The organism is Listeria farberi (genome assembly GCF_014229295.1).
GTDB classification, from domain to species: Bacteria; Bacillota; Bacilli; order Lactobacillales; family Listeriaceae; genus Listeria; species Listeria farberi.
Genome location: NZ_JAARZL010000003.1, coordinates 307,761 through 321,966, shown reverse-complemented (window position 1 = coordinate 321,966; position 14,206 = coordinate 307,761). Strand labels below are relative to the sequence as shown.

General features: G+C 38.4%; 13 protein-coding genes. All 13 read right to left on the bottom strand.

Annotated features, from left to right (window positions below; all coding sequences use genetic code 11):
• Nucleotides 1–384: 384 nt before the first annotated feature.
• On the bottom strand, nt 385–1,881 hold the full coding sequence (lysS, locus tag HCB38_RS10905) for a lysine--tRNA ligase (protein WP_185619814.1): 1,497 nt from the start codon (nt 1,879–1,881) through the stop codon (nt 385–387).
• Nucleotides 1,882–1,995: 114 nt separating this feature from the next.
• Nucleotides 1,996–2,991 carry a tRNA dihydrouridine synthase DusB gene (gene dusB, locus HCB38_RS10900; RefSeq protein ID WP_003723750.1) on the bottom strand — a complete coding sequence of 332 codons (996 nt, stop codon included), beginning with the start codon at nt 2,989–2,991 and terminating at the stop codon, nt 1,996–1,998.
• Between the two features lie 75 nt (nt 2,992–3,066).
• A complete protein-coding gene (gene folK, locus HCB38_RS10895) occupies nt 3,067–3,546 on the bottom strand; it encodes a 2-amino-4-hydroxy-6-hydroxymethyldihydropteridine diphosphokinase (protein WP_185319460.1) in 480 nt (159 codons plus the stop codon).
• Nucleotides 3,539–3,913, bottom strand: a complete 375-nt coding sequence (gene folB, locus HCB38_RS10890) for a dihydroneopterin aldolase (protein ID WP_185319461.1) — start codon at nt 3,911–3,913, stop codon at nt 3,539–3,541. Before folB ends, folK begins: the two co-directional genes overlap by 8 nt.
• A 13-nt stretch (nt 3,914–3,926) precedes the next feature.
• Complete coding sequence (gene folP, locus HCB38_RS10885; protein WP_185619812.1) at nt 3,927–4,742, bottom strand: dihydropteroate synthase; 816 nt, start codon at nt 4,740–4,742, stop codon at nt 3,927–3,929.
• 692 nt (nt 4,743–5,434) lie between these two features.
• Entirely contained in the window at nt 5,435–6,361 is a 927-nt protein-coding gene (cysK, locus tag HCB38_RS10880; RefSeq protein WP_185319463.1) for a cysteine synthase A, read from the bottom strand.
• 113 nt (nt 6,362–6,474) lie between these two features.
• A complete protein-coding gene (hslO, locus tag HCB38_RS10875) occupies nt 6,475–7,359 on the bottom strand; it encodes an Hsp33 family molecular chaperone HslO (protein WP_003725747.1) in 885 nt (294 codons plus the stop codon).
• A 15-nt stretch (nt 7,360–7,374) separates the two neighbouring features.
• Nucleotides 7,375–8,154, bottom strand: coding sequence for a type III pantothenate kinase (locus HCB38_RS10870; protein WP_185319464.1), 780 nt, complete (start codon nt 8,152–8,154; stop codon nt 7,375–7,377).
• A 115-nt stretch (nt 8,155–8,269) separates the two neighbouring features.
• Nucleotides 8,270–10,345 carry an ATP-dependent zinc metalloprotease FtsH gene (gene ftsH, locus HCB38_RS10865; RefSeq protein WP_185319465.1) on the bottom strand — a complete coding sequence of 692 codons (2,076 nt, stop codon included), beginning with the start codon at nt 10,343–10,345 and terminating at the stop codon, nt 8,270–8,272.
• A gap of 347 nt (nt 10,346–10,692) precedes the next feature.
• Nucleotides 10,693–12,639, bottom strand: coding sequence for a bifunctional tRNA lysidine(34) synthetase TilS/hypoxanthine phosphoribosyltransferase HprT (locus HCB38_RS10860; RefSeq protein WP_185638480.1), 1,947 nt, complete (start codon nt 12,637–12,639; stop codon nt 10,693–10,695).
• A gap of 110 nt (nt 12,640–12,749) precedes the next feature.
• Nucleotides 12,750–13,178: a S1 domain-containing RNA-binding protein gene (locus HCB38_RS10855; protein WP_185319467.1), complete on the bottom strand. Its 429-nt coding sequence runs from the start codon at nt 13,176–13,178 to the stop codon at nt 12,750–12,752.
• A gap of 151 nt (nt 13,179–13,329) precedes the next feature.
• Nucleotides 13,330–13,716 (bottom strand): FtsB family cell division protein, encoded by a 387-nt coding sequence (locus HCB38_RS10850; RefSeq protein ID WP_185619808.1) that lies wholly within the window; start codon nt 13,714–13,716, stop codon nt 13,330–13,332.
• Nucleotides 13,717–13,939: 223 nt separating this feature from the next.
• Nucleotides 13,940–14,206: an RNA-binding S4 domain-containing protein gene (locus HCB38_RS10845; protein ID WP_281380855.1), complete on the bottom strand. Its 267-nt coding sequence runs from the start codon at nt 14,204–14,206 to the stop codon at nt 13,940–13,942.

Here is a 14,206-nt window from a genome sequence, read left to right as displayed (position 1 = left end):
CGCTAGCAATTAAATTACTAGTTTGTTTTTGTTGAAAACAGCTTTCTGTTTTCTGCCCTGCGATTACCAGTGAGACTTTACGTCTCATTGCTTTTCGTCTTCTTCTTTGTTCAGTTTTCAAAGGTCACTTTTTCTTCTTTGTTGCTTTTAGCAGCAACTCTTATATCTTACTCTATTCAGGTATTAAAGTCAAGATGTTTTTTCAAAAAAATTTAATTTTCTCAAGCACATTTTGTCTTCGTTTAACTGGAACGTTTATAAATATATCATGTTTTCATAGGGATTGCAAGCATATTTTAAGAAAAAGTTTCTCTTTGGCAAATTTGTTTTTTTCTAAAAAAACAGCAAAATCCAGAACTGAGAAAAACAGCTCTGGATTCATTGTTAATCGCGGTGTTTCATTGTTGGGAATAACAGGATATCACGAATAGATGGAGCGTCTGTTAATAGCATTACTAGGCGATCTACCCCTATCCCTAATCCCCCTGTTGGAGGTAGTCCATATTCTAATGCTTCAAGGAAATCTGCATCCATCCCATGAGCCTCATCATTTCCTTGTTCGCGTTCTTTTATTTGCGCTTCAAAACGTTCTCTTTGATCAATTGGGTCGTTTAATTCTGAGAACGCATTTGCATGCTCCCGTCCAACGATAAATAATTCAAAACGATCGGTGAAGCGTTCATCCTCTTTGTTTTTCTTCGCTAATGGAGAAATCTCTACTGGGTGTCCGTAAACAAATGTTGGTTGAATAAGTTTTTCTTCTACATATGTTTCGAAAAATTCATTTAGAATATGACCATATGTCATGTGTTCCGTTACTGCTACATCATGCTTTTTAGCTAGTTCACGCGCCTCTTCATCAGAGGTTACATTCCAGAAATCTACGCCTACATATTCTTTGACTACGTCTGCCATGTGGATCCGACGCCATTTCGGAGTCAAATCTACATTGTATTCACCGTATGTTATTTTTGTTGTTCCATTTACTTGTTTACATACTGTTGATACTAAACCTTCCACTAAGTCCATAACATCTTCATAATCTTCATAAGCAGCGTATGATTCTAGCATAGTGAATTCAGGGTTATGGCGTGTGGATGTTCCTTCATTTCGGAAAACACGGCCGATTTCATAAACCTTATCCATTCCGCCGACGATTAGGCGTTTCAGATGAAGTTCTAACGCGATTCGTAAGTATAATTCCATATCAAGTGCATTATGGTGTGTAATAAATGGTTTTGCAGCAGCCCCGCCAGCAATGGTATGGAGTACTGGTGTTTCTACTTCTAAGAAACCTTGATTATCCATGTAATCACGAGTGTATTTCAAGATTTTACTACGCATTACAAAACGGTTTTGACTTTCTTCATTTGTAATCAAGTCTAAATAACGTTGACGATAGCGTTGTTCTACGTCTTTTAAACCGTGATACTTATCAGGAAGTGGGCGTAATGATTTAGAAAGTAAAGTGAATTCTGTTGCTTTTACGGATAACTCCCCTGTGTTAGTGCGGAAAATAGTTCCTTTTATGCCAATGATATCTCCTAAATCAGCTAATTTGAAAATCGCATAGGCATCTTCGCCAATAGCATCTTTACGGATGTAGATTTGTAATTGATGAAAACGGTCTTGAATATGCGTGAAACCTACTTTACCTTTGACACGCTTCGTCATAATACGGCCGGCTACAGAAACTTCAATAGCAGCTTCTTCAAGTTCTTCTTTTGATTTATCAGCAAATTTTGTTTCGATTTCTTCCGGGCTGATGGAACGGATAAATTTTTCGCCAAAAGGATCTATGCCTTCTTCGCGCAATGTGTCCACTTTTTCGCGACGGACGATGAGTTGGTCATTTAGTTCTTCATGATTCTCGTTACTCATATAGGTACACTCCTATTCTATTCATTTCTACAGATGTTTCCATTATACGCTTTTTTAGTCTGATTTTTCTAGTATAAATTTAAAAATTGCCCCGAAAACTCGAGGCAATCCTAATTAGTCTTGTTTCGCTAATGCTTTTTCTTCATATTGAAGAACAAATTCATTTAAAATTGCTTCCATCTCTGATTGTTTTGTTGCTTGGTTAGCAGCCACTTTCGCGCGAGTACTTCCGCGAGCACCTTTTAGATAGTAAGCTGCATGTTGTCTAAATTCACGAACTGCAATATTTTCCCCTTTTAGCTCGACTAAACGATTTAGGTGAAGCATAGCAGTTTGCATTTTTTCGCGTGGTTCCGGTTCTGGAAGAAGTTCTCCTGTTTCCAGGAATTTCACTGTACGATAAATCATCCAGGGGTTTCCAAGAGCAGCACGACCAATCATGACGCCATCAGCTCCGGTGTGCTCTAGAATTCGTTTTGCATCTTCAGGTGTTCTCACATCACCATTGGCCATAAAAGGAATTTTGAGTTCGCGTTTTACATCTCTAAGCACGTCCCAGTTTGCGCTACCTTCATACATTTGAACACGAGTACGACCGTGCATTGCAACAGCTGCAGCTCCGGCACGTTCAGCAGCAAGCGCATTTTCGATAGCAAAGACATGTTCTTCGTCCCAACCAATACGCATTTTCACTGTTACTGGTTTATCAACAGCGTCCACTACAGCAGCTACCATATCGTATACTTTATTTGGATCAAGCAACCATTTTGCTCCAGCTTCACATTTGATAATTTTGTTTACTGGGCATCCCATATTAATATCAATAATATCTGCTGTTGTATTTTCAGCTACAAATTTCGCTGCTTCTACAAGCGTTTCTTTCTCACCACCGAAAATTTGTAAGCTCAGTGGTTTTTCTTTTTCATCAATATATAGCATATCAAGCGTTTTAGCATTACGGTATGCAATTCCTTTGTCGCTAATCATTTCACAGCAAACGAGGCCTGCTCCGAATTCTTTAACAGTTAGACGGAATGCGGAATTAGATATACCGGCCATTGGCGCCACAACTACTTGGTTCTTAATTTCTACATTACCTATTTTAAACATTAATGGTAAACCCCTTCCTCTTAAATTGCGCTAGTGTTATGTTATCATAATCTGTTTTTTCTGCAAGTGCCAATTTTACCAGTTGACGTGATTTTTTATTTTTCGAACGCCTTGTTCTTCCAAAGCGGCTGAATTCTTAACAAGATTGCTTTTTTCTGGCGAAATTTCTATTAACGGGATCATCACAAAAGCGCGTTCTTTCATATAAGGATGTGGGATTTTCAGCTTTTCTGTATCGATTTTAACATCATCATATAATAAAACATCAATATCAATGAGACGTGGACCCCACTTAAATAAGCGAACTCGCCCCAATTCAAGTTCGAGCGCGAGGCAAAAGTCTAGTAAATCAACCGGCGAAAAATTGGTTTCGATTTCTACGGCGATATTAAAAAATGCTGCTTGATTTTCGTAACCTACTGCATCTGTTTCATATACACTAGATACATGGATAATTTTAATTTGATCCGAAGCGACTAAACCTCTTAGCGCATCATTTAAATTTTCTAAACGTTCACCAATGTTTGTACCAATTGATAGAAATGCTTTAGCCATTCAAATCACTTCTTTTACGTTCAATTTCTACCGCGACAGAGTCATAGTGTCCCGGAATCGGCGGATTTGGTTTTATAAGTTTTACAGTTACTTCTTCCAAAAGAGGATAACCCGCTAAAACTTCTATTGAAATTTTTTCTGCAAGTGCTTCAATTAACTTGAATGGTTTTCCTTCTACTATTTCTTTTACTGTTTCATAAACTTCTGCATAGCTGACTGTATCTTCTACACTATCTGACATCCCCGCTTTTTTAGTGGAAAGTCCAAGGATTAATGAGACTCGAAACGTTTGTCCTAGTTTTGTTTCTTCCGCTAAAACTCCATGGTATCCGTAAAATACTAATTCGTTTAAATAAATTTTATCCAACTAAAGCACCTCTTTATATTTTTGTAATATCTAATTTGCCAGTGATTGCATCTGTCATTCGTACCATGCGTGCAATTGGAAGCACATCATGGACACGAGTTATTGTACAGCCTTTCGAAAATCCGTATACAGTTGTCGCTCCAGTTCCTTCCATTCTATCATCCGAAGTAGTTCCTAGTACGAGGCCAATGGTTGACTTTCTGCTCGTTCCGAGTAAAACTTCGTAGCCAAGTGCAACTATTTCATCAATGCGTCGTAACACTTCTAAATTCTGAGCAGGTGTTTTAACAAAACCGAATCCCGGATCGAGAATAATATGCTCGTCTGGCACTGATGCCGCTTTAGCTATGGCAATACTTTCTAACAAGTCTTTTTTCACATCTTCTAAAAAATTATCGTATTGTACGTTTTCCCGGTTATGCATTAAACAAATCGGCACGTTGTATTTCGCAGCGATTTCGGCAATTTCCGGTTCTTTTTTCGCGCCCCATTGGTCATTTATCATATCAGCTCCTGCTAATATAGCTTGTTCCGCTACTTCAGCACGCCAAGAATCAACGGAAATCCATATATTTGGTAATTTTTCTCTGACAGCTTTGATGACAGGAATAATTCGGGAAAGTTCTTGTTCAGGAGTTACTTCCGAAAAACCTGGACGAGTAGATATTCCCCCAACGTCAATTATCGCTGCCCCATCTTCCGCCATTTGTAACGCTCGAGCCACAGCTTCTTCCACTTGCATATATTTCCCGCCATCCGAAAAAGAGTCTGGCGTAACATTCAATATTCCCATGACCATACCTAGGTGATCCCTTTTCCACTTCTTCAAGCACCAACACCTCTTTCCGAGATTTATTATAGCAGAATTCAGTAATTTTAGCGCACAAAAAAACCGATGCGGAAAAGGGAGTAAACCGCATCGGTCAAAAAGGGAGTTTGGGATTTTCATTCTAAAAAGGGGGAGAAGAATGAAAATGTTTTGCTTGTTGTTAGCTTATGACTATATATTAACCAAGTTTTCGGTGGATATGCTGTGATTTTTGTTAAAGTTTCATGAGATTTCTCGGTTTTTCTTTTCATTTTTTTGCATCAAAAAACCAGTGTGGAAAAAGGGAGTAAACCACACTGGTCAAAAAAGGGAGTTTGGGATTTTCATTCTAAAAAGGGGAAAGAATGAAATGTTTTGCTTGTTGTTAGCTTATGTCTATATATTAACCAAGTTTTTGGTGGGTATGCTGTGATTTTTGTTAAAATTTCATGAGATTTCTCGGTTTTTCTTTTCATTTTTTGCATTAAAAAACCAGTGTGGAAAAAGGGAGTAAACCACACTGGTCAAAAAGGGAGTTTGGGATTTCCATTCCAAAAGGGGAAAGAATGAAAATGTTTTGCTTGTTGTTAGCTTATGTCTATATATTAACCAAGAAAAGAAAATTTCTGCTGTGCATTTGATTAGAAAATAATAAGAAATGCATTTATTTCTTTTCATAAAAAAGAACCTAGAAAATCTAGGCCCTCTGATTATTAATCTTCAAAATTATAAAGCGGTGTGCTTAAGTAGCGTTCACCATTACTCGCAACAATTGCGAGTACTTTTTTGCCAGCACCAAGTTCTTTCGCAAGATCAAGAGCAGCTTTAATAGTTGCTCCGGAAGAAATACCTACCAAGATACCTTCTTTTTTCGCTACTTCACGCGCTGTTTCTAGGGCATCTTCACTTGAAACTTTTAGAATGCCGTCATACACTTTTGTATCTAATGTATCCGGTACGAAGCCGGCACCGATACCTTGAATTTTATGCGGAGATGGAGAACCGCCACTAAGTACGGGGGATTCTTCTGGTTCAAGAGCATAGATTTTAACATCTGGGTAATTCTTTTTCAGTACATGCCCTACACCGGTTACTGTTCCACCTGTTCCAACTCCTGCGATGAAAACATCTAGGCCGTCTTTACCGAAAGCTTCAACGATTTCTGGTCCAGTCGTTTCTTCATGAACTGCTGGGTTTGCTGGGTTATGGAATTGTTGCGGAACAAAATAGTTGTTTTCTTTTGCAAGTTCTTCCGCTTTAGCAATTGCACCTTTCATTCCGTCTGGTCCCGGTGTTAATACTAATTTTGCACCGTAAGCTTGAAGTAATTTACGGCGTTCTAAACTCATCGTTTCCGGCATTACGAAGATTGCTTGATAACCTTTTGCTGCCGCTACCATTGCTAAGCCGATACCTGTATTCCCACTAGTCGGCTCAATAATTGTGTCACCCGGTTTTAATGCACCAGATTTTTCAGCGCTTTCGATCATCGCGTTAGCAATACGGTCTTTTACGCTACCACCTGGATTTTGGAATTCTAATTTCACGTATACATCCGCGCTTCCTGCTTCTGGCAAACGGTTAAGTTTCACAATAGGTGTCTTTCCAATTAAATCAGTGATTGAATTTGCAATTGTCATTATTAAAGCACTCCTATCTTTTTTAGGTCTTTCATCTAGTTTAATTAATTCCGACCTATTTTGTCAAGTTTAACCTCTTAAAAAGGAGCACCGGGTTAGGTGCTCCTTTTTCTTTACTTGGCTTCTTCGTATAGTTTTTCTAATTCTTCTTCTGAGAAATCATAAGTGTTTCGGCAAAAATGGCATTCTGCTTCTGCGCCATGATCCTCTTCTATCATGGAACGGATTTCTTCTTTTCCAAGCGAAATTATTGCACTGCCAAAGCGTTCTTTGGAACAGTTACATTCAAAGGACACCGGGATTTTTTCTAAAATTTGTAATTTATCTTCTCCGCCCGCTAATTTAGCTAGGATAGATTCTGGAGTTTCGCCTGCTTCAATCATTCTAGAAACTGTTGGTAAAGCTGTAAGGTTTTTTTCAATTTCATCAATGATTTCATCTGTCGCGCCGGGAAGTAGTTGCAACATGAAACCGCCTGCTGCTTCAATCGTATCATCTGGATTAACAAGCACTCCTACACCGACAGAAGAATTGATTTGTTCGGATGTTGCTAAGTAATACGTAAAATCTTCGCCTATTTCGCCTGAAACGATTGGTGTTTGTCCGGTAAAATTTTCGCCAAAACCTAAATCTTTTACAACCGAAAGCATGCCAGATGTTCCAACCCCGCGGCGGACATCTAGTTTTCCAGCTTCATTTAGTTCACTGAAATGAACGTGTGGATTTGTTACGTATCCTCTGATTTGGCCTTGCGCATTACTATCAGCAACAATTGGACCAATTGGGCCGTCGCCTTCGATTTTAACAGTGATTTTTTGATCTTCTTTTTGCATTGCTCCAAGGAAAAGTGTCCCTGTCATCGTTCTGCCAAGTGCAGCGGAGGAGACAGACCATGTATCGTGTCTTCTTTGCGCTTCTTTGATTGTTTCAGTTGTTACTGCTGCATATACACGCGCCATACCGTCGTAGGCTAACGCTTTAACTAAATAATCGCTCATTATATAAAACTCCTTTTATTTTTCTGTAGTCGGTTTGTTTCTTCTATATAGAAGTTCTAGACCTTTTAATGTTAAAAACGGGTCTAAAATATCTACTACAGAAGATTTTTCCGTTATCATCCGAGCGAGCCCGCCAGTCGCAACTACTACTGGACTTGCATTGGATTGTTTTTTCATCTCCGTAATGATTCCTTCGCATTGGCCGACAAAACCATAGAAAATGCCTGCTTGCATGGATGCCACAGTAGATTTCCCGATAATCTGGTTAGATTCAGCAATATCTACACGCGGAAGTTTGGCAGCGCGATTATATAAAGCTTCTGTTGAAATCATAATTCCAGGAGCAATGGCACCACCTTGGTATACACCTGATTCGTCGATATAGCAAAACGTGGTTGCTGTGCCAAAATCAACTACAATTACTGGAGTTCCGTATTCTTCAGATGCAGCTACGGCGTTTACGATTCGGTCAGATCCAATTTCGCGCGGATTATCTACTTTGAGATTTAAACCAGTTTTTATTCCTGGACCAACGATTAATGGCCGGATATTAAAATAACGTACACACATTGTTTCCATTGCATGCATAATTGGTGGAACTACGGACGAAATAATAATTCCTTGAATATCAGAAGGAGTTAAATTCGCATATGAAAAAAAGTTCAGGACTGTCATCCCTAATTCATCAGATGTGCGGTGACGATCTGTTGTCATCCGCCAATGTTTTAGAAGTTTTTGTTTTTCATAAACTCCGACAGTACAGTTAGTATTTCCAACGTCAATTACAAGTATCATAAGTTTAAATACCGTCCTTTAGAAGATTTTTCTAACGTATCATAACATGTTTTAGTTAGAAATCCGAATAATATAGCTTCAAAAAAGAGACTGGGAAAGCCCAGCCTCTTTGATTTTATTCGTCTTTTTTATCGTTTGGCGTTTGCTCAATGTTTGGAGCATCTTCCGAAGTTACTTCTTTTGGTTCATCTTGAGTTTCTTTGACTTTTTCTTCTTCTTTTAAGTCTTCTTTTTCTTCTTCAAAAGATTTACCCACTACTTCTTCGTCTTTTTCAGAAGGATATTCTGCTTCTACGTCAATTGTATCGATATCTGGAGGCATTACACCGTCATCAAATAGGGAACGAATTTGGCGAGCATCTAAAGTTTCAACTTTTAGTAATGTTTCCGCGATAAGTTTATGTTGTTCTTGATGTTCTGTAATGATTGTTTTAGCGCGGTCATAACAGTAGCGGATTAAGCTTTGAACTTCTGTATCAATTTCGTAGGCGATTTTATCGGAATATCCTTTGTCGCTACCGAAATCTCGGCCCATGAATACTTGACCGTTACCAGAAGTGAATTGAAGTGGTCCAATCTTGTCACTCATACCCCATTCAGTTACCATGCGGCGAGCAAGTTCAGTAGCACGTTCAAAGTCATTACTTGCACCAGTTGTTACTTCACCAAAAGTAACTTCTTCGGCTACGCGTCCACCGAGTAAACCAGTAATACGGTCCATTAACTCAGCTTTCGTCATTAGGAAGCGATCTTCTTTTGGCAACATTACGGCATAACCACCAGCTTGTCCACGAGGAACGATGGTAACTTTATGCACAACTTCCGCTTCATCAAGTACCATTCCGACGATAACGTGACCACCTTCATGATACGCAACTGTGCGGCGTTCTTTTTCAGAGATAACTCGATTTTTCTTAGCTGGACCAGCAATTACGCGGTCACTAGCTTCATCGAGGTCACTCATATCTATTTCTTTCTTATCGGAACGAGCTGCAACTAGTGCGGCTTCATTCAGTAAGTTTTCTAAATCAGCACCAGAGAATCCCGGTGTACGTTGAGCGATTGCTTTTAAATCAACACTTTTAGCAAGTGGTTTGTTACGAGCATGGACACGAAGTACTGCTTCACGGCCTTTTACGTCTGGACGATCAACCATGATTTGGCGGTCAAAACGGCCTGGACGAAGAAGCGCTGGGTCAAGTACGTCTGCACGGTTAGTTGCTGCAATAATGATGATACCTTCATTGCCGCCAAAACCATCCATTTCAACTAGTAATTGGTTTAGGGTTTGTTCACGTTCATCGTGACCCCCGCCCATTCCAGCTCCACGCTGGCGACCTACTGCATCAATTTCATCAATGAAAATGATACATGGCGCATTTTTCTTCGCATTTTCGAATAAGTCGCGGACACGGCTTGCACCGACACCAACAAACATTTCTACAAAGTCTGAACCTGAGATAGAGAAGAATGGCACTCCCGCTTCACCGGCAACTGCACGAGCTAGCAAGGTTTTACCAGTACCCGGAGGACCTACTAAAAGGACACCTTTAGGAATACGAGCACCAAGGTCCGCAAATTTACGCGGATCTTTTAGGAATTCTACCACTTCAACAAGTTCTTGTTTTTCCTCGTCTGCTCCAGCTACATCTGTGAAGCGAACTTTCTTCTTGTCGTCGTTGTAAAGTTTGGCTTTACTTTTACCAAAGCTCATTACTTTACCACCGCCGCCACCTTGAGACTGGCTCATTAGGAAGAAGAAGAGGATAAAGATAATTACAAAAGGTACAATAGAAGTTAGGAATGTAACCCAACCGCTGTTTTGTTTGGCAGGTACTACTGTTGTTTTCACGTCTTCACTTTTGAGTGTTTTTTGTAAATCATCAAGGGAAGTATCGCTGTTTAAAGCGTATGTTGTGAAAGCAGTGCTACTTGTTTTGCTTTGTCCAAGACCGGTTTTTTTGTCGTCGGAACTTTTATCACTAGATTTAAATTCCCCATTGATTGTATAAACACTACGGTCTGGCTGTATTTCTACAGATTTAACTTTACCATCTTCTAATTTACTCACAAATTCTGAATAGCTAATATCTTTGGCTGCCTCTTTGTTTGAGTTAAATGAAGCAACAATCCCGATAATAACAAGGAATATTATGACATAAAATATCGCATTTCTAAAAAACCTGTTCATTCCTTACCTCCTCCCACGCAAGAGCTTGGATTCTTACTTTTTCTGGATTTTTACCCCTTTAAAAGTTGTTTTTGACTAATAGCAGATTTAGAAACAAAGTTATCTTCCCCTGATTATTAAAAACATATCCGTTTCGCTTTTTCTCTTACGAAGTTATTCTATTATTAATTTAGATTTTTTAATATTTATTGATACAATTTTCACCTTCGAAAACTAAGACTAATGATAGCATACCGAATCTAGATTGCCCACTATTTTGCACGTTTGGCAGCAATTTTTTTCTTTTTGTTTTCGAAAAAGGTAACTATTACATTTTAACAAAAATTAGTTCTGTTTGTTAATTATTTTCACTCGCTATAAATTTCTGGTTTTAAAATACCAATATATGGTAAATTGCGGTATCGTTCAGCATAGTCTAACCCGTAACCAACGACAAATTCATTTGGCACGACAAAGCCTACATAATCTGCTTCAATCGCTACATTCCTTCCAGCTGGCTTATCAAGCAAAGTAACCAGTTTAACTGATTTTGCTTTGCGATATTTAATAAGATCCACTAGATAACTAAGTGTACGACCGCTATCAATGATATCTTCAATTATAAGTACATCACGACCTTCTACCGAAGCATTTAGGTCTTTAATAATTTTCACTTCACCTGACGATACTGTCCCATTTCCGTAACTGGAAACATCCATGAAGTCCATCTCTAAGTATGTGTCTACTCTTTTAAGTAAATCAGTCATAAATGGGGTTGCGCCTTTTAACACACCTACTACTAATGGGTTACGTCCTTCATATTCTGTTGTCAACTCACGACCCAGTTCACGAATTTTCTCTTGTAATTCGTCCTCCGATATCAGTACTTTCTGAATATCATTATGCATGCTCTCGTTTCCTCCTATATTTCGAGTGTACCTAATAATGTATTGCTTTTTGCTACGACTAAACTCTCGGTCATAGGCAGACTTTTTCACACCAGGAACCCAAAGGATTTTTCCAGTATAGTCTGTTATCACGGGCAGATTGTCGCGTTCTTGCCTTGGTATCTTGGCGTCGATGAAAATGTCTTTTAGTTTTTTACTACCTACTTGCCCTTTCATCGTCATTTTATCCCCGTTCACACGGTTTCGGACGATTAATGGAAGAACAATATCTCCTGCATCCAGTAGCATTCCATTTAGCCCATTTGTTTGAACAACAGAACTTTTTAACTTTAATCGGATGCTTGTTTTATTTTCTAATTCAATGCGATCGTTCAGTTCTAATTGATGATAAAACTCAGAAGAAGCTTGTCTTTCTCCAAATTGAAAATGAAGTTCATCGTATGCTCTGCTTGCAATAAGTTTATTCGGTAAATCAATCGAACTAGATGGATTGTCGCTTTGAATTATTTGGATAATCTGATATATATGATTTACCGTAATAAAACTGGCATCTTCATTGTACAGATATCTCAATAGTAAATGAATTGCACGACGTTGTAAAGGATTCGCTTCATTTTTAAAGCTACTAAGTAAAAGTGTTGTCTTTTTGCCGTTTTTAATGAGGTTTTTCTTCAATACATCTCTCGCAAGTGCCTCCAAAAATTGGAAATCTTCGCTTGTTTCTTCTGAAAATCTTTCGAAGTGCGAATAGACGGCTGGATTTTCTTGCTTTAAAAATGGTAAAAGTTGTGCCCGATATCGATTTCTCGTGTATTCTAGACTAGCATTTGATTCATCCGTTTCGTATGCTAATCCATGTTTTTTTGCGTAATCTATAATTTCTGCTTTTGTAATTGGTAAGAAAGGCCGGATTGCTTGTCCACCTCTCACCTCGCGTTTTGGTTGTATGCCTGACCACCCGATACCAGCACTGCCACGGACTAGCCGCATTAGGATTGTTTCGATTTGGTCATCTGCATGGTGCGCGAGCGCTAGTTTGTTTATGTTATTCTTAGCCATTACCTTTTCAAAGAAAGCATATCTGACAATACGAGCTGTTTCTTCAATGCCTTTGTGCAAAATTTGGGCTTGAGTTTTTATGTCTACTTCTTCTATGTAAAAAGGAATGTTATGCCTCTCGCAAAAAGTTTCGACGACGCGTTGTTCTTTTGCTGCGTTTTCTCTTAAGCGATGGTTTAAATGCGCGACGGAAATCGCTTCTTTTGAAACTAAATTTGATTTCCATAAAAAATGTAATAACGCCAAAGAATCCGGACCGCCAGAAACTGCCACAAGCAATTTATCATCGGATCGGATTAATTCGTGTTTCTCGATATATCTATGTACTCGTTTTTCCATGTCATCCATTCAAGAAAACCTTCCTTCAAAATTCGGCTCTCACATTTTTTATCAAAAAGTGCACCGTATTAATGATCCAATACGGTGCATCTCTATACATTACAATTAATTTTAGTGTATTAGCCGCGTTTTGCGCCTCGGCCGCCACGTTTAGATTCTGTTTGGCGTTTGATAGTAGTAAGTCTTTCATCACTATCTTTCAAGAATTTAGACATTATATCTTCAAAGCTCTCGGCTGGTTTTACATAGTTTCCAGCAGGTTTTTTGCTGTATTTTGGCTTACGATCGTAACTTTTCTCTGGGCGTTCAGGACGATCCACCGCTTTACGAATGGACAGGCCAATCTTACCATCATCACCAATATTCATTACTTTAACAGTAACTTCATCCCCAACAGTTAAGATGTCATTAATGTCTTTAACATAGTTATCTGCTACTTCACTAATATGGACTAACCCTGTTTTGCCACCTTCTAGCTCCACAAATGCTCCAAAATTAGTAATCCCAGTAACTTTCCCTTGTAACTTGTTGCCTACTTCGATCGACATAAAAAAATGCGTCCTCCTTAAAATATCACTCTATTGCTTAATTATAGCTATAATAAAAAGAGTGTCAAACAGTCAAACTTACAAACCCCAAAAATACTCAACTCTATTTTCCCTTTGATTCTACCATGGAGAATGACGGCTCGGCTTTGACTTACTCTTTTTGTTTCGAATTTTCTTCGGGAATATTAAAAATAATTTCTCCGTCTTTGGATAAATAATACTCGCTTCTTGCTAGTTTGGCTATGTATTCATCGTCATGAAGTTTTTTGATTTGATCATTTAGCGCTTCTTCCTCATCCTTCATTGCAACCATTTTCTTATCTACTTGCACTTGCTTTTCTTTTTTTTCTTTGAGGGCTAAAACTTGTTTGGTATACGTAATAGTTAGTAGTCCACCAACGACAGCAAAGATAATGGCCATAAAAGCAAGTCTACGAAACAGGGCTATACGGCGACGATTACGAGTTTTTTTCATTGTTGCGGTATCTTTAATATAGCGATTTTCTATTCTCGCTACTTTTGATTCGGCTTTTTTCATACATCGTCCCTCCCATGTTCTTATTTGCTCTTATCTGTGAAATTCGGTAGAGAAAAAAACGTTTCTTGCTTAAAATAATATCAATAAATCAGGCATTTGTCTATTGGAATCCGCTTTTTTTATGATATTTTTCTTGACTTTTTTGTTAAAAATTGTTTGCATTTTAATATACGAAATAAAAAATCGGCTGAAATCGGCTAACGTGCGCGATTTCAGACGATTTTCATCTACTTTCGTCTGTGCGTTCTTCTTTTAAAATTGTATACATTTCTGTTGCTTGGTCTTTCTTTGCATTTTCTTCTAAGCGTTCAATTTTTGCTGTAACAATTTTCGGACCAAAGCGAATCACAAGTTCATCCCCAGATTTTACATTTGTTCCTGGTTTAGCTGTTACTCCATTGACAGCAATTCGTCCTTTTTCAGCTACTTCTTTTGCTACTGTTCGTCTTTTAATTAACCTTGAAACTTTTAAATATTTATCTAAGCGCAT